Here is a 19748-nt window from a genome sequence, read left to right on the forward strand (position 1 = left end):
TTTTTTGCCTACTGATTCCCTAATACTGATTACCAGACCAATATGCTCAACCGCCGCCTCCTTCGTATCAAAGTCATGCAGTCCCTTTACTCCTACCACCAGGCGGTGGGAGCCGACTTGCTGCTGGCACAGGACCGCATTGCGGCTGCTTTTGAGCCCGACCTGACGGCCAAAGAAGCGCCGGACCGGCGCCTGCTGGAAGGCCAGCGCAAGCTGGGCGAAGCCCAACTGCGCGAGTGGTACAAGACGGGAGTCCAGCCCGAAAAGACCGACGACAAAGCCGTGGATGCGGCCCTAACCGATGCCATCGGCTACTTCGAAGCCCAGGTCAAGAAAGACGCGGCCTTCTTCGGGGGCCAGCTGCTGGCCGGTGCCGAAAGCATTCACGACCAGTACCTGCACTTGCTCAACTTGCCCGCGGCCCTGCTGGGCGTGATTGAGGAAGAGCAAAGCCGCGAGGAACGCCGCCGCCTGGGCCCCCGCGAGGACGCCCTGGATGCCAACCGCCTGCACCAGAACGCGGCCATTGCCAAGCTCATGGCCAACGAGCAGCTCCAGGACCTGACCATCCGGCGCAAGCTGGCCTGGGAGGGCGCCGAGGAAGTAGAAGCCCTGCGTGCTGCCTGGCAGGAAATGAAGGCCGACGGCCCACTACGCGAGTACCTGGCGGCCAAGCCGACCGATGCCCCTGAGCTGGACTACGATGCAGACATGGAAATCCTGCGTACCCTTTACAAGGACTACGTATTCAAAGGCGAAGCCCTGCCGCGCCAGCTCGAATCCGACGACCTAAACTGGGAGGAAAACCGCCCCATCGTGCGCAACCTGGTGCTCAAGACCCTGAAGATGCTGCCCCACGCGGCCGACGAAAAGCAGGAGCTGATGAACCTGTCGGCCAACTGGGCCGACGACCGGGAATTTGCCGAGACGCTGTACAAGCAGACCCTGGTGGAAGACGACAAAATGGAGAAGCTCATTGCCGGCTCCGTGCAAAACTGGGACGTGGAACGGGTGGCACTGCTAGATAAAATTATCCTGAAAATGGCCCTCACCGAAATGCAACTCTTTCGGGGCATTCCTGTGAAAGTTACTATCAATGAATACATTGAAATTAGCAAACTTTACAGCACGCCGAAGAGTAAGCAATTTGTAAACGGTATTCTGGATAAGCTGGCGCAGGATTTGGCGGCCAGTGGCGACATTCGCAAATCGGGCCGGGGGCTACTCGACAACCAGTAGCCGGCGGCCGGGCCTGGGCACGGACGAGCCCGCGGCGGATTGGATGGCGTTGGCCACCTTTGTATCTACTGACGCGTTTTTCCGTACTCAAGCCCGAACTTTCTCCCACCTTTCTTCCTCATTCCGACGACCATGGCCAGCAAAACCACCACCGGCATCCTGTGCTTCGCGGGCGGCGCCCTCACCGGCGCAGCCCTTGGCTTGCTCTATGCCCCCGAAACCGGCACCGAAACCCGCTCCTGGCTCAGCTACCAGTTGGAGAAATACCGCTCCGTGCTCGCCGACCTCACCGACAGCCTGGTAACCAGCCGCGAAGCCGCCGCTGGCCCCTCCTCGGCTAAAAGCGAAGGCCAGCGCGTCATTTCCGACGCCAAATCCAAAGCTGAGCAGTTGCTCGGCGACGTTGACCAACTCATCAACCAAATCAACTCCCGCAAGGGCGCTTAATTTTAACCGAGTGACTGAGCGGCTGAGTGCCCGAGTGAGCTGACGAACCATGAGTCGTTTGGCCCTCCCACTCAGGTACTCAGCCGCTCAGTCACTCCAAAAAGAATGCACTTAGTAACCCTTATTCCCGGCGACGGCATTGGCCCCGAAATCACCAAGGCAGTCACCGACATTTTTGCCGCGGCGCAGGTGCCCGTGCAATGGGAAGAGCAGAACGCCGGCCAGACCACGTTCGACCAATCCGGCGAATTGATTCCGACCTCGCTGCTCAAGTCGCTCGAAAAGAATAAGGTGGCCCTCAAAGGCCCAATTACCACGCCGGTGGGTAAAGGCTTCCGCAGCATCAACGTGACGCTGCGCCAGAAGTATGACCTCTACCAGAACGTGCGCCCCAGCAAAACCACCGCGGGCATCAAGACGCGGTACGAAGGCATCGACCTGGTGCTGTTCCGCGAAAACACCGAGGGCCTGTATTCGGGCCTGGAAGTATACGACGAGCGCCTGGGCATTGCCGACTCCTTCAACCGCATCACGGTGGCGGGCTCCCGCAAAATCTGCCGCGCGGCCTTTGCCTACGCTGCCAAGCACGGCCGCAAAAAGGTGACCCTGGCCCACAAAGCCAACATCCTGAAAATGGCGGGCACGCTGATGCTCAACGCCTGCAAAGAAGCCGCCACCGAGTTTCCGCAGATTGTGTTCGAAGATAAAATCATCGACAACATGTGCATGCAGCTCGTGAACAAGCCCGAGCAGTTCGACGTGGTGGTGACGACCAACCTGTTTGGCGACATCCTCTCCGACCTGTGCGCCGGCCTGGTGGGCGGCCTGGGCGTGGTGGCCGGCGCCAACATCGGCGATGACATGGCCGTGTTTGAGGCCGTGCACGGCTCGGCGCCCGACATTGCCGGCCAAGGCAAAGCCAACCCCACCGCCCTGCTGCGCTCGGCGCTGATGATGCTGCACTACCTCGGCGAGCATGCCAAGGCCGACCAGATTGAGCGCGCCTTGGAAAGCACCCTGCTGCACCCGGAAGAGTGCACCGGTGACCTCGGCGGCAACGCCAGCACCAGCCAATTCGCCCAGCACATCATCGCCAAGCTGTAGCAGTACCACTGCGAGGTGCCCGCGGCCGCCCGCTAAAGGCGCGACTGCGGGCACTCTCCTGTACAACAGCTTGTTGCTGAAGGCATCCAATCACTACTAAGTTCATTATTGAAACGTGCCGCGGCGCGTTTTTCCTTGCATGAAATACCAGATTATCCTTGCTGCAGCTCTGCTGCTGACGGCCTGCAACCGCGACAAAACCGCTGAAGTAGGCACCGAAGGCATGAACGCCGCGGCCAACGCTGCTTCCGATGCGGCGGCCAACCCCACGATTGACAACCCCAACGTGGTGAGCGAAAACGAAGCCCCCAACCCCAACGCGCCGGTGATGAAATTCACGGAGGCAGAGTTCGACTTCGGCGACATCAAGGCCGATAGCAAAGTGCACCATACCTTCACCTTCACCAACACCGGCAAGTCGCCGCTGCTGATTGAAGACGCCACCGCCTCCTGCGGGTGCACCACGCCCAGCTGGACCAAGGCCCCCGTACTCCCCGGCGGCCAGGGCACCATGGAAGTGCAGTTTGATAGCCGCGGCAAGCACGGCATCATCAGCAAGCAGGTAGCAGTGCGGGCCAATACCCAGCCCAACATCACCACCATTCTCATCAAAGGCAACGTGCTCGACGCTGCCAAAGGTGCCAACCCCCTCTAGCCCAATTCTCTCACCGCCATGTTGTTGACCTTATTACTGCAAGCCGCCGGAGGAATGGATTTCACCCAGCTACTCTTTCCGATTGCCATTGGCCTGGTGGTGTATTTCTTCATGATTCGGCCCCAGCAGAAGCGCGCGGCCGATGCCAAGGCCTTCCGCCAGTCCCTGGCCAAAGGGTCGCGCATTGTCACCATCGGGGGCCTGCACGGGCTGGTGGTTGACCTAACCGACGACACCGTAGTGGTAGAAGTGGACCGCGGCACCAAGCTGCGCTTTGACCGGTCGGCTATTGCGCGGGAAGTGGGCAACAAGACCAGCTCAGGTAACGACGGCGTGGCCACCACCTAGCTATGGACGGGCCGCTGAACCGGGCGGGCCGGCTGGTGAGCTGGTTTGTGCGCCCTTTCGCAGGCCAGGAGCCCAGTTTCTACCGGGCCATAACAGCGTGCCTCCTCGCGGCGGGGGTCTTCTGGCAGATGAACGCCTTAAACAAGACCTACACCACCCGGCTGAACCTGCCGCTGGCGTGGCACTACGACTCCGTGCACTACGTGCCGCTGCGCCCGCTGCCGGAAGCCCTGCCGGTATCTGTCACGGGGCAGGGCTGGCGCTTGCTGCGGGCCAACCTGGGCTGGGGCACCCACCCCGCCGATTTGCGCCCCGTGCCGCTGCCCGGTACCCGCTACCTGCCCGCCGATGCCTGGCGGCGCGGCCTGCAGCTTGCACTGGAAGGCCTGCAAGTGAACGAGTGGGCCGGCGATACCCTGCGCCTCACTTTTGACCGCTATGCCACCCGCCGGCTCGCACTTGGGCTGCCCTCAGATTCGGCCCGGCGCTATATGGCACAGTTCGCTCCGGCCACGGTTACCTTTCGGGGGCCCGCCAGCCTGGTCAATGCACTGCCCGACCCCTACCCCGTGGCCGTCAACTCCAACGACAGCCGCGACGAGGAAATCGAAATACCGCTGCACACGCCGGCGAGGATACGCGCTTCCGCTTCGGTAGTCCGTCTCCGCCTTTTGCCGCGCACCTCGCCCCCCACGCGGGGCCGGCACCGCCGCTCCACCTCACCCACTCATTGAGTTTTATGCTGCGCATTGGGATTACGGGCGGCATCGGCTCGGGCAAGAGCATTGTTAGCCGCTTGTTTCAGGCACTGGGGGTGCCTATTTACGATGCCGACTCCCGGGCCCGGTGGCTGATGGAAAACGACGCGGAACTGCGCCAGCAACTGAGCGCCGCCTTTGGCCCCGATACCTACGATGTCAACGGCCGCCTCAACCGCCCCGTGCTGGCCGGCACCGTGTTTCGCAACCCCGCCCTGCTGGCTCAGCTCAACGCCTTGGTGCACCCCCACGTGGGCACCGATTTTGAGAGCTGGGCCACGGCCCAGCAGCACGCCGGCCACGCCTACGTGCTCAAGGAAGCCGCGCTGCTCTTCGAAGCCGGCTCTTACAAGCAGCTCGACCGCATCATTACGGTGTATGCGCCGCTGGCCGTGCGTGCCGCCCGGGTGCTCCGCCGCGACCCGCACCGCACAGCCGCCGACGTGGAGGCCATCATGGGCAAGCAGCTCAGCGAAGAAGAGAAGGTAGCCCGCGCCGACTACGTGCTGACGAACGACGACGTGCAGCCGCTGCTGCCGCAGGTGCTGGCCCTGCACGCCGCGTTCGGCGGCGCCGCGCCGGCATAAAAAAGGCTGCCTCTTTCGAAACAGCCTCCTTCGCGGGGTAGCCTACGCCACTACCTTCTGGGTTTCGGAATTAGAGTTTGCCGGAATAATCTTCCAGGGTGTCAATCACCTTGAGCAACTGGGGCACGGCCAGGGAGTAGTAAATCTTGGTGCCAATCTTACTCGATTTCAATACACCCCGGTCTTTGAGGGTGATGAGGTGCTGCGAGGCAATGGCCTGGGGAAGGTCGAGAGCCTGGTAAATATCAGTTACGGACATTTGGCTGTCTTTGCCCTTGGTCTTGCCGAGCAAATCAACGATAGCCAACCGTTTGGGGTGCGAGAGAACCTTGAGCATAGCCGCGGCACGGTCCAACTGTTGCGCTTCTACACGCGAATGCAATGGTTTCATGGGTGAAAAGAAAAAAGGGAAATGAAAGAGTAATGATGTAAGGGTAGATATGAAAGGGTATAATAAGAACAATACGTTCGCGTTCCTGTGGTAGTTCCTTAGTATGGTGCAAATCAGGCAGAAATAGTTCACTTAGTTCATCGATACTTAAGTATTCACTCTTTCGGTTTGTAGCAAAAGTGCAATTTTTAGGCCGCGCCCGCCGTACGGTTTTTGCCTACCTTCGCGTTCCTGCTTTTATTGGCAGGCATTCTTTTGCCCAACTCCCCGATGCTTGACCTGCTGACCAAATTTGAAAACAAACGCCCGGAAATTGTTTTTGAATGGAAAGATTCGGAGACCGATGCCGAAGGCTGGGTAGTCATCAATTCCCTGCGCGGCGGGGCGGCCGGTGGGGGCACGCGCATGCGCAAGGGCCTGGACAAGCGGGAAGTTGAGAGCTTGGCTAAAACGATGGAAGTAAAATTCACGGTGTCGGGGCCGGCAATTGGAGGGGCAAAGTCGGGCATCAATTTCGACCCGCAGGACCCGCGCAAGCGGGGCGTATTGGAGCGGTGGTACCGGGCAGTAATCCCCTTGCTGAAGAACTATTATGGCACTGGGGGTGACCTTAATATTGACGAAATACACGAGGTTATTCCCATCACCGAGGAGTACGGCCTTTGGCACCCTCAGGAGGGAGTTGTCACGGGGCATTACAACGCCACCGAACCTCAAAAAATACAGAAACTGGGGCAGCTCCGGCAGGGCGTGGTAAAAGTGGTAGAAGACGCCAGTTTTTCTCCAAACCTGGCGCGTAAATACACCGTGGCCGACCTCATCACTGGCTACGGCGTGGCCGAGGCCGTGCGCCACTACTACCGCCTCTGGGCGGGCACCGATGTGCACGGGCAGCGTGCCATCGTGCAGGGCTGGGGCAACGTGGGGGCCGCCGCGGCCTACTACCTGGCCGAGCGAGGCGCCCGCATCGTGGGCATCATTGACCGGTCGGGCGGGCTGCTCAACCCCGAGGGCTTCGGCTTGGAAGAAATCCGGGCACTACTCCTTGCACGCCAAGGCAATACGTTAACCGCAGACAACTTGCTTTCGTTCGATGAGGTTAACGAGAAGATTTGGTCCATCGGGGCCGAAATATTTATCCCGGCGGCGTCGTCGCGCCTGGTGGCCCGGGAGCAAGTAGAGCGGCTGCTCGCCGGCGGCCTGCAGGTGATAAGCTGCGGGGCCAACGTGCCCTTTGCCGACCCAGAGATTTTCTTCGGCCCCACCGGTGAATATGCCGACCAACACACGGCCGTCATTCCCGATTTCATTGCTAACTGCGGCATGGCGCGGGTGTTTGCCTACCTCATGGAAACCGGGGCCGAAATCACCGACCAAGCCATCTTTGCCGATACCTCGCGCATCATCGGGGCCGCCCTGGAGCGCACGCACCAGGAAAACAATCAGCCCACTGGCATCGCCCAGCGCTCCTTCGAAATGGCATTGCGCCAGCTGGTATAACCTTCCTTCTACCCTTCCAACAAGTAAGTCTGTTTTGTTGAACGGGCCCCTTGCGCTGACGGCTCTGCTTCCCTGGCCGGGGGAGCCGCCACCACTCAATTAGCTCAACGGGAGTGGATAACGCGGCTGGCTTACCGAGTCAAAATGCTTTTGCCGGCGCGCGTTTTTATTTGGTGGCAATTGGTTATCTTTGACGCCCTACTTTTCGTCGCCCCTTTCTCGGGGCGATTTTGTTTTGGAAGGAATTCCCACTGAATTTATGTCTACTCTGAAAAAAGCAAAAACCAGCAAGACCAAGGTCTCCGACGACTTGCTGAATGCCGGCAGCGGCAAGACCATTAAGCAGCCCAACGTCAACGACGACAAGCTGACCACCATCACCGAGATGCGGCAGCAGGCCAACGGCGAGCCCGCCATGGCCGTGGAAGACGAGCAACGCCTGCGCAAAGCTTTCGTTGACAAAGACTGGAACGAAATCAAAATCGCCGACAGCTGGCAGATTTTTAAGGTGATGGCGGAGTTCGTGGAGGGCTTCGAGAAGATGTCTAAAATCGGGCCCTGCGTCAGCATCTTTGGCTCGGCGCGCACCAAGCCCGAAAATCCCTACTACCAGATGGCCGAAGAGATAGCGGCCAAGCTGGTGCGCCACGGCTACGGCGTTATCACGGGCGGTGGCCCCGGCATCATGGAAGCCGGCAACAAAGGCGCCCGCTCGGAAGGCGGCAAGTCGGTGGGCCTCAATATTGAGTTGCCCTTCGAGCAAACGCACAACATCTACATCGACCAGGACAAGTGCATCGACTTCGATTACTTCTTTGTGCGCAAGGTGATGTTTGTAAAGTATGCCCAGGCGTTTGTGGGCATGCCCGGCGGCTTCGGCACCCTCGACGAACTGTTTGAGGCCATGACGCTGATTCAAACCAAGAAAATCAGCCGCTTCCCCATCGTGCTGGTGGGCTCGGCCTATTGGAATGGCCTGTTTAAGTGGGTGCACGACGTGATGCTGCTCGAGGAAAAGAATATCTCGGCCGAGGACATGAACCTGGTGCAGATTGTGGATGACGCCAGCGAGGCGGTAAAAATCATCGACGACTTCTACCACAAGTACCTGCTGTCGCCGAACTTCTAAGGCACTTGCCAGTTTGCAAGCAAGAGGAAAGCCGAGCCGCGAGGTTCGGCTTTTTTGTGGACTGATTCGCCACTTTTGCTAGCCGATACCGCTGCCATGCCCGTTCCAAGTACCGCTGCCGAATACGACTACCTCATTGTGGGCGGTGGGGCAGCGGGCCTGAGCCTGGCCTATCACCTGGCGCAAGAGCCTCGTCTGGCCCACAAGAAGGTCCTGCTGATTGAGCCAGAGGCCAAGGATCAGAACGACCGTACCTGGTCTTATTGGGCTGATACGCCGATGGTATTTGACGGCATTGCGGCCCACGAATGGCGCCAGATAGCCTTCCGCAGTCCAGGCTTCGAGAAAGTAATCGACTTGGGCAATTACCGTTACCGCATGATTCGGGGGATGGACTACTACCAGTTCGTTCGCCAGGCCCTGACAGAAAAAAGCCAGTTTACCTTAATGCGGGGCGCCGTGACAAGGCTTGAAAATACGGATGACGGCGTTCGCGTCAGCAGCAGTGCGGGTGAGTTCACGGCGCGCTACGGCTTTGATAGCCGGCCCCCCACCATCGCGCAAGACCCGAGCAGGCACCGCTACCTGTTGCAGCACTTTGTGGGCTGGGAAGTGGAAACGGCAGCCGACATATTTGACCCAGCCACGGTGGAATTCATGGACTTTCGGGGCGAGCAGCACCAGGAAGCACGCTTCATGTATGTGCTGCCCTTCACGTCGCGCAGGGCACTGGTAGAGTACACGTTATTCTCAGGCAAACCGCTGCCCAAAGCGGAATACGAAGCGGCCATCCGGCAGTATCTGGAGGAGACTTTGGGCTTGAAAGACTACAGCATTGTGGCCGAAGAAGTGGGGGCCATCCCCATGACTGACCACCCGCTGCCAGCCCGAAGCGGGCCGCACATCATCAACCTGGGCACGCGCGGCGGGCGCGCCAAGCCCAGCACGGGCTACGCGTTCAAGCGCATTCAGCAGCAGTCGGCCCGGCTGGTGGCGGCCCTGGCCAGCACTGGCCACCCGCCCGCCGACCCAACGGGCGACAAGTGGCAGTTCCGCCTCTTCGACACGCTGCTGCTGGATATTATGCAGCGGCGGGGCGAAACCACCCGCGACATTTTCCGGCAGCTATTCGAGCGCAACCCCGTGGAGCGCATCTTCCGCTTCCTGGACGAAACCACCTCGTGGGCCGACAACCTGCGGGTGATGAATTCGGTGACGCCGGGGCCGTTTATGTGCTCCATCGCGCAGGTCCTGCGCGGCAAGCCCGGCATGAGGAATGAGGAATGAGGAATGAGGAATGAGGAAGTTCGACCACTTTAGCTCAATTCTTCATTCCTCATTCTTCATTAAGCAAAGCATATTGCCGGCGGTTGTTCCAGCCACTCGCGGGCGGCCTGCACCGTGGCGGTAGAAATGGGCCGTAGCTGTGGCTCAGGCTCCGAGAGGTTGAGCAGGTAGCCCGTTAGCTCCGGCAGATTATCGAGGTCGTGAGTGCTGCAGAGCACGGTCTTGCCCTGTTCTTTGGCCCAACTGTGCACGAGGCCGAATACCTGACGGCGGTAGTACACGTCGAGCTGCTGGGTGGGCTCGTCAAGCAGGTACACTTGGGCATCCTGCAGGCTGAGTTGAGCCAGCCACACCAGCTGCTGCTCACCACCAGAAAGCTCGGTGAAGTCCCGCTGGGCCAGATGCGCTACCCCTACGCGCTGCAAAGCCGCATCGGCCAGGGCATAATCGGCGGTGGCGTAGGCGCTTAGCAGGCCGTGGTGGCGGTAGCGGCCCATCACCACCAATTCCCGCGCTGAGATAGAGAAATCGACGCGGCCACGCTGCGGCAAATAGCCCAATAACCCGGCTGCGGCGGCCCGGCGCAGGCCACGCACTTCCTGCCCAAACAGCCGGACGCTGCCCTGATAGGGCAGCTGGCCCGTGAGCACCCGGAACAGCGTGGTTTTGCCGCTGCCATTGTGGCCTACGATGGCCACGAAGGCGGGCGCGGGCAGGCACAAAAAAAGGTTGCGGACCAGCACCCTTCCGGGGTAGCCCGCAACCAGATTTTCCGCGCTAAGCGCAGGGGTTATGAATGTTGAATTAGGAGATATGAGTTTCGAGGATGAATCACCATTCAACTCATAACTCATAATTCAAACCTCATAATTGATTCTAGTACTCGTCCTCGTTGAACATGAAGTCTTCCTTGGTCGGGTAGTCGGGCCATACTTCCTCGATGTTTTCGTAGGGCTGGCCGTCGTCTTCCAAGGCTTGCAAGTTCTCAACCACTTCCATGGGCGCACCCGAGCGGATAGAAAAGTCAATCAGTTCGTCTTTGGTGGCGGGCCAGGGAGCATCTTCCAAGTAGGAAGCGAGTTCGAGTGTCCAATACATAGTGAGGAGGATAAAAAAAGGTTGGCGAAGGTAACAGTTTCCTGCGAAAATGCAAGCCGGGTTTTGCGCTGAAAACGACAACGAAAAACCCGGGGCAAGGTTTAGCCAGCGGTTTGGGCTTGCTGGCTGAATAAGGCAATTAAGTCGTTTTTTGTGCGAATCTTGCGCTCAAACGACCGGATTTTGGTTTGCAGCATCTGGCGAAAGGCGTCGTTGGCGGCGCTAGGGCTGAGCTTGTCGAGGTTATCGCGCAGTACTTCCAGCTCCTGCTGGTCGTCTTTGAGCAGCTCGCGCAGGGTGCTGGCCCGGAAGCGGGCGCGCTCGGCGGGCGAGGTGGCAGGCTCGCCGCCCACGCGTTTGCGCAGATGGTATTCGAGGGCGCTCAACTCAAAAATCTTGTCGCAGGCCACCATAAAGCGCTGCCAGATGCGGTCTGATTCCTCGCCGCGCACGGTGCCCACCTGCTTCCATTCGGCTTGCAGGGCCTTGGCCTGGTGAATGGCTTCCTGCGGGGGAATATTCATCAGGGCCTCGGCGCGTTCGGCCAGGGCCCGCTTGCGGGCGAGCAGTTCATCGGGCGAGGCCGGCGCACCGGGGCTGCCGGCGCTGGCTTGCTGGGCCGCGATGTGCACCTTGAGCCGCTCAAAGAAATGGTTGTTGGCGGCCCGGAAGCGCGTCCACAACTCGGAGGCCTGCTTCTTGGGCAGGGTGCCATTCACTTCGCGCCAGGCCTGCTGCAGCTGCTTGAGCTGGCGCGAGGTGGTTTCGAACTGGTCGGAGTTCTTTAGGTTTTCGGCTTGCTGAATGAGCTCGCGGTAGCGGTTCTGCACCCGGTTGGTCATCGCCTTCTTGTCGGACTGGAAGGCTTTGCGGCGGTCGAAGAACTCTTGGATGGCCGTCTGAAATCGGGTTTCCAGCTCGTCGGTCATGGCCTTGTCCACGGGGCCGGTCTTGAGCCAGCCCTGGCGCAGGTCCTTCACTTTCTCGCTGGCCGATATCCACTCCACGCTGTCGCGCAGGGCTTCGGCTTCGTGAATGAAGCCAATCTTGGTAGCCAGGTTTTTCTCCCGGTTGCGGGCCACGGTCACGGAAATGGATTCCTCGGCTTCGGTCAGGCGGCGCTGCAAGGCGGCAAAGTCGCCGAGGCCATCGTAGGTCAGCAGCTGCTCTTTCAGGTGCAGGGCCTTCATCAGAAACGAGCCTTTGTTGTCGCTCGCCTCCATTTTGGCCAGCAGCGCGTCGACTTTGGCGCGCAGGGCTTCGAACCGCTGCGCAAAGTAGAGCAGCGCGGCATCGTCCGATTCTTTGACCAGGCCTATTTGGCGGGCGGGCTGGCCCAGCACTGGGCGCAGCCACACGCCGCCGGCTTCCACGTAGCCGTAGCGCTTGGCTTCGGCCAGCAAGGGGTCGGTTGGTTCCATACTAAAATTAAGCTCGTGGGTAGGAGTGTAGAATACGTGTGTGCAGCTGAAACGTGGAACAGGAAGGAATTACAAGTTTACGGTAAAAAGGTGATGATGCGATGTACAAATCCGGGAACGCCGCCGAATGCCGCACCCACCCGCTGCGGTCGCCTGGGCTAGACGGGGCAAAACCAGTGGGCCCGGGTATGGCCCACAAGCCCCGGCTGTCGTTCTTTGCGTCTTCAATCCGTCCATTAGCCCTTTTTCAGCCTTTCCCATGAGTGACCAGACCATCATCTTCAGCATGGCCGGCGTAAGTAAAATTTACCCGCCCCAAAAGCAAGTACTTAAGAATATTTATCTCTCGTTTTTCTACGGCGCCAAAATCGGCGTGCTGGGCCTGAACGGCTCGGGCAAGTCGAGTTTGCTGAAAATCATTGCTGGGGTCGACAAGCAGTTTCAGGGCGAAGTGGTGTTTTCGCCGGGCTACTCGGTGGGCTACCTCGAGCAGGAGCCCCTGCTCGACCCCACCAAAACGGTGCGCGAAGTGGTGGAAGAAGGCGTGGCCGAAACGGTGGCCATGCTGAAGGAATTCGACGAAATCAACGAAGCCTTCGGGGCCGAAGACGCCGACTTCGACAAGCTGCTCGACCGCCAGGGCAAGGTGCAGGAGCGTCTGGACCAGCTCGACGCCTGGAACCTCGACTCCAAGCTGGAGCGCGCCATGGACGCGCTGCGCACCCCGGCTCAGGAAGCCATCATCGGCAACCTCTCCGGCGGTGAGAAGCGCCGCGTGGCCCTGTGCCGCCTGCTGCTGCAAGAACCCGACGTGCTGCTGCTCGACGAACCCACCAACCACCTCGACGCCGAAAGCGTGCTCTGGCTCGAGCAGCACCTGCAGCAATACAAAGGCACGGTCATCGCCGTGACCCACGACCGGTACTTCCTCGACAACGTGGCCGGCTGGATTCTGGAGCTTGACCGCGGCTCGGGCATTCCGTGGAAGGGCAACTACTCCAGCTGGCTGGAGCAAAAAACCGACCGCATGGCCCGCGAGGAAAACACCGAAAGCAAGCGCATGAAAACCCTGCAGCGCGAGCTGGACTGGGTGCGGATGTCGCCCAAAGCCCGGCAGTCCAAAGGCAAAGCCCGCCTGGCCAACTACGACAAGCTGGCCAGCGAAGAAGCCAAAGACAAGGAGCAGAAGCTGGAGCTGTTCATCCCTGATGGCCCGCGCCTGGGTGCCCAGGTTATTGAAGCCGAGGGCATCACCAAAGCGTTTGGCGACAAGCTGCTGTTTGAAAACCTGAGCTTCTCGCTGCCCCAGGGCGGCATTGTGGGCATCATCGGGCCCAACGGTGCGGGCAAAACCACGCTGTTCCGCCTCATCACCCACCAGCTAGAGCCCGACGCAGGCACCTTTGAAGTGGGCCCCACGGTGCAGACGGCGTACATCGACCAGCAGCACGACACGCTGGACCCGAACAAGACGGTGTTCGACACCATCACGGGCGGCACCGAAACCATGCTGCTGGCCGGCCGTCCGGTGAACTCCCGCGCCTACGTGAGCAAGTTCAACTTTGGCGGCGGCGACCAGGAGAAGAAGGTCGGCATGCTATCGGGCGGCGAGAAAAACCGCGTGCACCTGGCCATGACCCTGAAGCAAGGCGCCAACCTACTGCTGCTTGACGAACCTACCAACGACCTGGACGTGAACGCCATTCGCGCGCTGGAAGATGCCCTGGAGAACTTTGCCGGCTGCGCCGTCATCATCAGCCACGACCGCTGGTTCCTGGACCGGCTGGCCACGCACATTCTGGCTTTCGAAGGCGATTCGGAGGTGGTGTGGTTCGAGGGCAACTTTACGGACTACGAGGAAGCCAAGCGCAAACGCCTCGGCGATGTCGAGCCAAAGCGGGTACGCTATAAGAAATTGAGCTAAATGCTCACGGCTACTTAGCCGAACATAAAAAAGCCGCCTCAGATTGAGGCGGCTTTTTTATGTTCGGCTGATTTTTAATTAGTTGCGACGATTGCCGCCCATGAAGATGCTGACGTAGTACAGCAGCGTGGCCAGCGAGCTAATGGCAGCCACCACGTAGGTCATAGCGGCCCACCACAGAGCATCTTTGGCCATGGCGTGCTCTTGAGCCGTTACCACGCCGCGCTTGTCCATCCAGGCCAGGGCCCGGCGCGAGGCATCGAACTCTACCGGCAGCGTGACAAACGAAAAGAGCGTGGTGAGCGAGAACAGCGCAATGCCCACGCCCAGCGGAATCAGGCTGCGGTTAATCATCACCACGCCGGCCAGCAGTATCCAGGGCATCCAGGTGGACACGGCACTCAGGGCCGGCACCATGGCCGAGCGAAACTGGAGCATGGAGTAGGCCGTGGCGTGTTGCACGGCGTGGCCACATTCGTGGGCCGCAATGGCGGCCGCGGCGGCACTGCGCTCGGCGTACACGCCCTCGCTCAGGTTCACGGTTTTATCGGTGGGGTTGTAATGATCGGTAAGTCGGCCCTGGGTGCTGATGATGCGCACATCGGTAATGCCGTGGTCGGCGAGCATCAGCTCCGCAACTTGGGCGCCCGACAGGTTGGATTTCAGCCCAACCTGGGCGTATTGCTTGAACTTGCTTCGCAGCCGCCACTGAATGCCGAAGCTAACCAGCATGAGCAGAATGAGAAGGAGATACATGGGTGTTGGTGTGTTGAGAGTTAGGGTTGTTGGTTGCGGCGAGCTACTACAAACAAATTTGAGCTGAATTGGGCTATTTAACGACGGCACTTTGCTGCAAGCCAGCACGCTGCGCCACGCGTTCTACGAGCCCAGAATCCGCTCGACGATGCGGGAGGTGCTATAGCCCGGTACCAGCGGCACGGTCAGTACTTGCCCGCCTCTATTTAACACGGATTCGTGGCCCACAATTCCGTCAATAGCGTAGTCGTCGCCCTTCACCAGCACGTCGGGCTGCACCAGCTCAATCAGGGCCAGCGGCGTGGGCTCGCCAAACAATACTACGGCATCGACAAAGGCCAACGAGGCCAGAATACGAGCCCGCGCCTCTTCGTCCTGAATGGGCCGCCCGGGCTTGAGGGCTCCCACCGAGGCATCCGTATTAAGGCCGACGACCAGGGCGTCGCCCAGGTGCCGGGCGTGTTCCAGGTAATCGACGTGGCCCAGGTGCAGCAAGTCGAAGCAGCCGTTGGTGAACACCACTTTGCAGCCCTGCGCCCGCCAGTTGGCCAGCGCAGCAGGCAGGGCCTCCCGGGTCATTATTTTGTCTTTCGTCCACATGGCACGCTGGGTTTCTTTAGGAATGGCACATTGGACGGTGCATTATTGGCAATTACTCATTGTTTGTTGTCAATGGTTCATCCGCCAACGCTTCTGCCTCGGTTAATATATTGCCCTTATCAGTAGCGGCCACCGCAACAAAGCTGATGCCACCCATCACGACGACCAATAGTGTCTGGGCGCCGTGCACCACCAGCGCATAGGCAATGCCGGCCTCCTTGCTCACCCCATATGCCAGCAATATGCCCTGCACCATAACGTGAAACGGCCCGATGCCGCCCGCCACGGGTGCCGCCATGCCAAAGGCCCCGAAAGTGAGCACCGCAAGCCCTGCCCTCATGTCAAGGCTGTAGGTTTCGGGGAAGCAGAAAAAGGCGAGGTAATCCATCAGGTAGTACACCAGCCAGGTAAAAAGCGTATGCAGCAGGAAAACGGCCTTGCGCTCCATCTTCAAAATACTAAAAACCCCTGCCAGCAAGCCTTTTATAAATAGTATTGCCTTATTAAAAAAGGCATTTTGCCGTAGCCGCTCCAAGTTGCGAAATAGGGCATAGCCCACCATCAGAAGCAGTATGCCCCCGACCACGGCGGCAATCAGCAGGGGCGTACGGTTGCGGGCAAGGGTATCGTATTGTCCCCCCAGTAGTTGCTTGGTCACAAAATCCCAGAAGGTGTTGAAGTCCAATAGCAATATGCTTCCGAGCAGCCCTAAGAGGACGACTACGTCAATCACGCGCTCGGTCACAACGGTACCCAAGGCCACCTGAACTGGTACGCCGCTCGTGCGCCGCAACACGGAGCATCGGATGACCTCGCCCATGCGCGGGAGCACCAGATTGGCTAAGTAACCAACCATCATGGCATGGTACACAGACCAGTAGGGCGCGGGGGTCTGCGAAGCCTTGAGCTGCATTTGCCACCGGTAGGCGCGGCTCAAATAGCCCAACACCGAGAGCGTCATGGTCAAAGCCAGCCAGAAGTAGTTGGCCGTAGCGATGTAGTGGCCGATGCGCGATAGATCTTGCCCCCGTACTGCATACCACATCAGCGCCACCGAGATACTCAGCAGCAACGCGTATTTAAAGGTTGTGAGAAAGGTCTTCAATAGAATAGAACTATAAGGATGGCCAATTACTGCATATCAATAATTGACAAAGGTAAACGGCCACAGCGTCCTCGCTCAGGCCTCTACTACCACGTTGTCGATAAGCCGCACCCCACCCAGGTGGGCTGCCAGGCACAGCACCACGGCCCGGCCGGCCACGTACGCTTCCAACGGCTGCAGCGTCTGCGCATCGGCGACCTCAAAGTATTCGGGGGTAACCAGGGGCTCGCGCGTCAGGGCCGCTTCTGCTTCGGCGCGCACTTGGGCGGGGGGCACACCTTGCCGCACCTGCTCGGCCGCGGCGGCCAGTACTTTGTGCAGCAGGGGCGCGGCGGCGCGGGAGGCTGGGTCCAGCCGGCGGTTGCGGGAAGACATGGCCAGCCCGTCGGCCTCTCGAATGGTGGGGCAGGCCAGGATTTCCAGGTCAAAGGACAGGTCGGCGACCAGCTGACGAATCACGGCTACCTGCTGCCAATCTTTCTGACCGAAATAAGCGCGGTGGGGGCGCGCCATATGAAAAAGTTTGCTCACCACCGTGGCCACCCCGTTGAAATGACCAGGCCGGTGCGCCCCCTCCATAACCCGCTCCAGGGCTCCAAAGTCGAACCGGAGCACGGTGGGCTGGGGGTACATTTCAGCCACCGAAGGGACAAAGAGTGCCGTGCAGCCGGCCGGTATCAGCAGGGCCGCGTCGGCCTCGGGCACGCGGGGGTACAGCCGGAAATCCTCGGCATTGTTGAACTGCGTGGGGTTGACGAAAATGCTGGCAATCACCTCGTCGCATTCGGAGCGGGCGGCTTGTACTAGCTGAAGGTGGCCGTCGTGCAGGGCGCCCATGGTGGGCACCAGGCCCACCCGTTGGCCGGCCTGGCGAGCTTGTTCCGTGTAAGCTTGCAACCCGGCGGCGGTAGTAAGTATCTGCATAAAAGAGGAAGGCAACTGGAAGGGCCCCCAAAGTAGGTTTTATTGATTTTCCGCTCAAAATTGTTTAATTTTGTGCACCCATAGTATGGCCTTGTCCCATTCTCTTCAATAATCCCTTATGTCGAAGCTACGAATCCTTTACGCGGCCACCGAAATTGACCCGTTTCTGCAGACCACGAAAGTGGCTGAAATGCTGCGTCGGCTCCCCGCCAGCATGCAGGAGATGGGATGCGAAATCCGCATTTTCGTACCACGTTTTGGCATTATCAACGAGCGCAAAAACCGGTTGCACGAAGTAGTGCGCCTCTCGGGCATCAATATTGCCGTGGGGGACGATGAGAAGCCTTTGGTTATCAAAGTCGCTTCTATCCCGACGGCCAAGCTGCAGGTTTACTTTATCGACAACGAAGATTATTTCCATCGCAAGTCGGCCCTGGTCGACAAAAACGACAAGTTTTACGCCGACAACGACGAGCGCGCCATTTTCTTCTGCAAAGGTGTGCTCGAGACGGTAAAGAAATTGGGCTGGTCGCCCAACATCGTGCATTGCAGCGACTGGATGACGGGCCTGATTCCGCTCTACCTGAAAACCACCTACAAGAAAGACCCGGTGTTCAAGGATGCCAAGTCGGTGTTTTCGATTTATAATAACGAATTCTCGGACAAGTTTGAGGGCAACATCCTGGAGAAAGCCAAGATGCTGGACATCGACGACCAGATGCTGGCCTCGCTCAAAACGGCAGATTTTAGCGGGTTCATCAAAATGGGCATGGAATATGCCGACAGTGTGGTGCGGTCCGACGAGGACTTCAGCGACAACATGAACGGCATGTTTACCGAATACGCCCTGCACAACCGGCTCAGCCAGGTAGCCACCGACGAAAATCTGCATTCTTCTTACCTAGCGCTTTACAATGAATTGGCTAACTAGCCGCAGTGCTCCCATCGTGGCTTTGGCCGCCCTGGCCCTGGCCGGCTGCGACAAAGGCACTGACTTGAACGTGGACCTGCCCGATACCACGTCTATCAGCACCGAGTATACCGAGTACAAGGACCCGCTCCTAGATGTAGCCACCGTGCGCATCGCCCCGGTCCAAACCCTCAAAACTGACCATTACCTGGTAGGCCGGCTGACCGATAACGTCGCCGGCACGACCGAGGCGCGTGCTTTCCTGAACGTCGTGACCGGCAGCGCCAACGATTCGCTGCCGGCCAAGCTGACGACGCCCGTGCTCGATTCCGTGGTGCTGGTCATGGGCTTTGACAACGTGAACGGCAGCGCTACGACGCCCGCTCGCTTCGATGTCTCTAGCCTGCAGGCCCCGCTGGATGAGCGCCAGGCCTATAACAGTGAGTCTGTTACGCCTATTGGTGCGGCATTGGGCCAGAACCTGGCTAGCCGCCTCGACCGCACCGTGCAGGTGGTAACGGATACCACCACGAAGCCCGCCACCACGAAGACTGTGGCCGACCAAACGCTCCGTTTGGTCATGCTGCGCGCGGCGGCCGTTGCAGCCCCATTTGCGCCAGCTCCTGCGGTTGCTTCCCCGTTCTTCACCGACTTCTTTGCGAAGCTGCGCAGTGCTGGCACCAGCTTCACGCAGACGCGGCTCGACGGCTTGCTGAAAGGCTTGGCCATTGAGCCAAGCGCCGGCTATTCGTCGGGCATTGTCAGCTTTGGGCGGTCGTACAACGCCCGGCTGGCTTTCTTTTTTCACGATGATGCCGTTGCGGCGCCTGTGCCCCCCAAGCGTCGGCACTGGAATTCGTATTCGGTATTTCTCGGGCCGGTCTTCAGCAGTGCCGGTGGAGCCGCGGCCAGCGACCCGCGCTACTACACCAGCCTAAAGAATAATCTGACGGGTACTCCGCTCAGTGCCCTTTCCGACGCCACGCAGGCCGTAACCGCTATTACCCTAAACGGCAATAGCTATGTCCAGGAGGGCATCGGCCTCGGTACCCGCGTGACGTTTAAAGGCTTGGACAAATTACTTATTACCCCGGGCCTGACCATCAACCGGGCCGAGTTGCGAGCACCGATAAAGCCATTTAGCAACTCGCTTTACCCCAATCCTCAGTACCTCTATGCATTGGAGGTAGATGCAAACAATAAGGTACTGCAGCGCACGGTTAACTTTCTGCCCTCCGACCGGGTGGTGCAGGCAGATGGCACCAATCAGCTGGGGATAAGCAACCCAACCGTCGGTAATCTGGTAGACGCTGGCACCACACAGCCTTATTACAATCTATTAATCACCAGCTATTTGCAGGCATACCTAGCAAATAAACTGGAGGGCCAACCCACTTCGTTGGTACTCGTGCCGAACATTCGCACGTCAACTGCGTTGTCGCTAAACAGAGCAGTACTCGACGCAGCGAACATTAGCTTGCGCGTTTACTATTCCAAGCGGTAACCCGAGGCTGGTGTTTCGTATAAGGAGCCATCATCCAGCCTCTTTTCATCATTCTTTCGAA

The 19748-nt window shown here is 59.3% G+C and carries 21 protein-coding genes; 13 read left to right on the top strand and 8 right to left on the bottom strand.

What is annotated here, in order from left to right; translation table 11 throughout:
- Positions 1 to 75: 75 nt before the first annotated feature.
- The 7 genes from nusB to coaE all read left to right on the top strand — a co-directional run bounded on the left by nusB (position 76) and on the right by coaE (position 5138).
- Positions 76 to 1239, top strand: coding sequence for a transcription antitermination factor NusB (gene nusB, locus AUC43_RS04170; RefSeq protein WP_233254103.1), 1164 nt, complete (start codon positions 76 to 78; stop codon positions 1237 to 1239).
- A gap of 132 nt (positions 1240 to 1371) precedes the next feature.
- Positions 1372 to 1686: a YtxH domain-containing protein gene (locus tag AUC43_RS04175; RefSeq protein ID WP_068190261.1), complete on the top strand. Its 315-nt coding sequence runs from the start codon at positions 1372 to 1374 to the stop codon at positions 1684 to 1686.
- Between the two features lie 105 nt (positions 1687 to 1791).
- Positions 1792 to 2790: an isocitrate/isopropylmalate dehydrogenase family protein gene (locus tag AUC43_RS04180; protein WP_068190264.1), complete on the top strand. Its 999-nt coding sequence runs from the start codon at positions 1792 to 1794 to the stop codon at positions 2788 to 2790.
- 139 nt (positions 2791 to 2929) lie between these two features.
- Positions 2930 to 3445 (top strand): DUF1573 domain-containing protein, encoded by a 516-nt coding sequence (locus AUC43_RS04185; protein WP_068190266.1) that lies wholly within the window; start codon positions 2930 to 2932, stop codon positions 3443 to 3445.
- 18 nt (positions 3446 to 3463) lie between these two features.
- On the top strand, positions 3464 to 3793 hold the full coding sequence (gene yajC / locus AUC43_RS04190) for a preprotein translocase subunit YajC (RefSeq protein WP_068190268.1): 330 nt from the start codon (positions 3464 to 3466) through the stop codon (positions 3791 to 3793).
- Positions 3794 to 3795: 2 nt separating this feature from the next.
- Positions 3796 to 4527, top strand: coding sequence for a YbbR-like domain-containing protein (locus tag AUC43_RS04195; protein ID WP_068190270.1), 732 nt, complete (start codon positions 3796 to 3798; stop codon positions 4525 to 4527).
- Positions 4528 to 4532: 5 nt separating this feature from the next.
- Positions 4533 to 5138, top strand: coding sequence for a dephospho-CoA kinase (gene coaE / locus AUC43_RS04200; protein WP_068190272.1), 606 nt, complete (start codon positions 4533 to 4535; stop codon positions 5136 to 5138).
- Between the two features lie 70 nt (positions 5139 to 5208).
- Here coaE and AUC43_RS04205 read toward each other — a convergent pair whose 3' ends face one another.
- On the bottom strand, positions 5209 to 5529 hold the full coding sequence (locus AUC43_RS04205; protein ID WP_046244304.1) for an ArsR/SmtB family transcription factor: 321 nt from the start codon (positions 5527 to 5529) through the stop codon (positions 5209 to 5211).
- Positions 5530 to 5799: 270 nt separating this feature from the next.
- On the opposite strand from AUC43_RS04205, the gene AUC43_RS04210 reads away from it, so the two are divergent.
- The 3 genes from AUC43_RS04210 (at position 5800) to AUC43_RS04220 (ending at position 9445) form a co-directional block, all read left to right on the top strand.
- Positions 5800 to 7029, top strand: a complete 1230-nt coding sequence (locus tag AUC43_RS04210) for a Glu/Leu/Phe/Val dehydrogenase dimerization domain-containing protein (protein ID WP_068190274.1) — start codon at positions 5800 to 5802, stop codon at positions 7027 to 7029.
- 385 nt (positions 7030 to 7414) lie between these two features.
- The gene (locus tag AUC43_RS04215; RefSeq protein WP_068198199.1) at positions 7415 to 8158 is read left to right on the top strand and encodes an LOG family protein; all 744 of its coding nucleotides are present in this window, start codon (positions 7415 to 7417) and stop codon (positions 8156 to 8158) included.
- A gap of 96 nt (positions 8159 to 8254) precedes the next feature.
- A complete protein-coding gene (locus tag AUC43_RS04220; protein WP_071886033.1) occupies positions 8255 to 9445 on the top strand; it encodes a lycopene cyclase family protein in 1191 nt (396 codons plus the stop codon).
- A 59-nt stretch (positions 9446 to 9504) separates the two neighbouring features.
- Here the strand turns inward: AUC43_RS04220 and AUC43_RS04225 are convergent, their stop codons facing one another.
- The 3 genes from AUC43_RS04225 to AUC43_RS04235 all read right to left on the bottom strand — a co-directional run bounded on the left by AUC43_RS04225 (position 9505) and on the right by AUC43_RS04235 (position 11964).
- Complete coding sequence (locus AUC43_RS04225) at positions 9505 to 10188, bottom strand: ABC transporter ATP-binding protein (protein WP_233254104.1); 684 nt, start codon at positions 10186 to 10188, stop codon at positions 9505 to 9507.
- Positions 10189 to 10321: 133 nt separating this feature from the next.
- Entirely contained in the window at positions 10322 to 10543 is a 222-nt protein-coding gene (locus AUC43_RS04230; protein ID WP_035561220.1) for a DUF2795 domain-containing protein, read from the bottom strand.
- Between the two features lie 101 nt (positions 10544 to 10644).
- On the bottom strand, positions 10645 to 11964 hold the full coding sequence (locus AUC43_RS04235; RefSeq protein ID WP_068190278.1) for a DUF349 domain-containing protein: 1320 nt from the start codon (positions 11962 to 11964) through the stop codon (positions 10645 to 10647).
- Positions 11965 to 12223: 259 nt separating this feature from the next.
- Here AUC43_RS04235 and ettA point away from each other — a divergent pair, with 259 nt between their 5' ends.
- Positions 12224 to 13888 (top strand): energy-dependent translational throttle protein EttA, encoded by a 1665-nt coding sequence (gene ettA, locus AUC43_RS04240; protein ID WP_068190280.1) that lies wholly within the window; start codon positions 12224 to 12226, stop codon positions 13886 to 13888.
- 78 nt (positions 13889 to 13966) lie between these two features.
- On the opposite strand, the gene AUC43_RS04245 is transcribed toward ettA, so the two are convergent.
- The 4 genes from AUC43_RS04245 to panC form a co-directional block, all read right to left on the bottom strand.
- Positions 13967 to 14644, bottom strand: coding sequence for a zinc metallopeptidase (locus tag AUC43_RS04245; RefSeq protein WP_068190282.1), 678 nt, complete (start codon positions 14642 to 14644; stop codon positions 13967 to 13969).
- A gap of 123 nt (positions 14645 to 14767) precedes the next feature.
- Positions 14768 to 15244, bottom strand: a complete 477-nt coding sequence (gene rfaE2, locus AUC43_RS04250) for a D-glycero-beta-D-manno-heptose 1-phosphate adenylyltransferase (RefSeq protein WP_068190295.1) — start codon at positions 15242 to 15244, stop codon at positions 14768 to 14770.
- A 52-nt stretch (positions 15245 to 15296) separates the two neighbouring features.
- Entirely contained in the window at positions 15297 to 16349 is a 1053-nt protein-coding gene (locus AUC43_RS04255; protein WP_068190297.1) for a lysylphosphatidylglycerol synthase transmembrane domain-containing protein, read from the bottom strand.
- A gap of 75 nt (positions 16350 to 16424) precedes the next feature.
- On the bottom strand, positions 16425 to 17273 hold the full coding sequence (gene panC, locus AUC43_RS04260; protein WP_068190300.1) for a pantoate--beta-alanine ligase: 849 nt from the start codon (positions 17271 to 17273) through the stop codon (positions 16425 to 16427).
- Positions 17274 to 17391: 118 nt separating this feature from the next.
- On the opposite strand from panC, the gene AUC43_RS04265 reads away from it, so the two are divergent.
- Positions 17392 to 18204, top strand: coding sequence for a glycogen/starch synthase (locus AUC43_RS04265; protein ID WP_068190302.1), 813 nt, complete (start codon positions 17392 to 17394; stop codon positions 18202 to 18204).
- Positions 18188 to 19687: a DUF4270 family protein gene (locus tag AUC43_RS04270; RefSeq protein WP_068190304.1), complete on the top strand. Its 1500-nt coding sequence runs from the start codon at positions 18188 to 18190 to the stop codon at positions 19685 to 19687. The genes AUC43_RS04265 and AUC43_RS04270 overlap by 17 nt, the downstream gene beginning before the upstream one ends.
- Positions 19688 to 19748: the final 61 nt, after the last annotated feature.

Origin of the sequence: Hymenobacter sedentarius (genome assembly GCF_001507645.1) — a bacterium.
In the GTDB taxonomy this organism is placed as follows: Bacteria; Bacteroidota; Bacteroidia; order Cytophagales; family Hymenobacteraceae; genus Hymenobacter; species Hymenobacter sedentarius.

Excerpts from the sequence above, each read along its gene's own strand:
- nusB (WP_233254103.1), top strand. The coding sequence starts at position 76 with ATGCAGTCCCTTTACTCCTACCACCAGGCGGTGGGAGCCGACTTGCTG.
- AUC43_RS04175 (WP_068190261.1), top strand. The coding sequence starts at position 1,372 with ATGGCCAGCAAAACCACCACCGGCATCCTGTGCTTCGCGGGCGGCGCC.
- AUC43_RS04180 (WP_068190264.1), top strand. The coding sequence starts at position 1,792 with ATGCACTTAGTAACCCTTATTCCCGGCGACGGCATTGGCCCCGAAATC.
- AUC43_RS04185 (WP_068190266.1), top strand. The coding sequence starts at position 2,930 with ATGAAATACCAGATTATCCTTGCTGCAGCTCTGCTGCTGACGGCCTGC.
- yajC (WP_068190268.1), top strand. The coding sequence starts at position 3,464 with ATGTTGTTGACCTTATTACTGCAAGCCGCCGGAGGAATGGATTTCACC.
- AUC43_RS04195 (WP_068190270.1), top strand. The coding sequence starts at position 3,796 with ATGGACGGGCCGCTGAACCGGGCGGGCCGGCTGGTGAGCTGGTTTGTG.
- coaE (WP_068190272.1), top strand. The coding sequence starts at position 4,533 with ATGCTGCGCATTGGGATTACGGGCGGCATCGGCTCGGGCAAGAGCATT.
- AUC43_RS04205 (WP_046244304.1), bottom strand. The coding sequence starts at position 5,529 with ATGAAACCATTGCATTCGCGTGTAGAAGCGCAACAGTTGGACCGTGCC.
- AUC43_RS04210 (WP_068190274.1), top strand. The coding sequence starts at position 5,800 with ATGCTTGACCTGCTGACCAAATTTGAAAACAAACGCCCGGAAATTGTT.
- AUC43_RS04215 (WP_068198199.1), top strand. The coding sequence starts at position 7,415 with ATGCGGCAGCAGGCCAACGGCGAGCCCGCCATGGCCGTGGAAGACGAG.
- AUC43_RS04220 (WP_071886033.1), top strand. The coding sequence starts at position 8,255 with ATGCCCGTTCCAAGTACCGCTGCCGAATACGACTACCTCATTGTGGGC.
- AUC43_RS04230 (WP_035561220.1), bottom strand. The coding sequence starts at position 10,543 with ATGTATTGGACACTCGAACTCGCTTCCTACTTGGAAGATGCTCCCTGG.
- AUC43_RS04235 (WP_068190278.1), bottom strand. The coding sequence starts at position 11,964 with ATGGAACCAACCGACCCCTTGCTGGCCGAAGCCAAGCGCTACGGCTAC.
- ettA (WP_068190280.1), top strand. The coding sequence starts at position 12,224 with ATGAGTGACCAGACCATCATCTTCAGCATGGCCGGCGTAAGTAAAATT.
- AUC43_RS04245 (WP_068190282.1), bottom strand. The coding sequence starts at position 14,644 with ATGTATCTCCTTCTCATTCTGCTCATGCTGGTTAGCTTCGGCATTCAG.
- rfaE2 (WP_068190295.1), bottom strand. The coding sequence starts at position 15,244 with ATGTGGACGAAAGACAAAATAATGACCCGGGAGGCCCTGCCTGCTGCG.
- panC (WP_068190300.1), bottom strand. The coding sequence starts at position 17,273 with ATGCAGATACTTACTACCGCCGCCGGGTTGCAAGCTTACACGGAACAA.
- AUC43_RS04265 (WP_068190302.1), top strand. The coding sequence starts at position 17,392 with ATGTCGAAGCTACGAATCCTTTACGCGGCCACCGAAATTGACCCGTTT.
- AUC43_RS04270 (WP_068190304.1), top strand. The coding sequence starts at position 18,188 with ATGAATTGGCTAACTAGCCGCAGTGCTCCCATCGTGGCTTTGGCCGCC.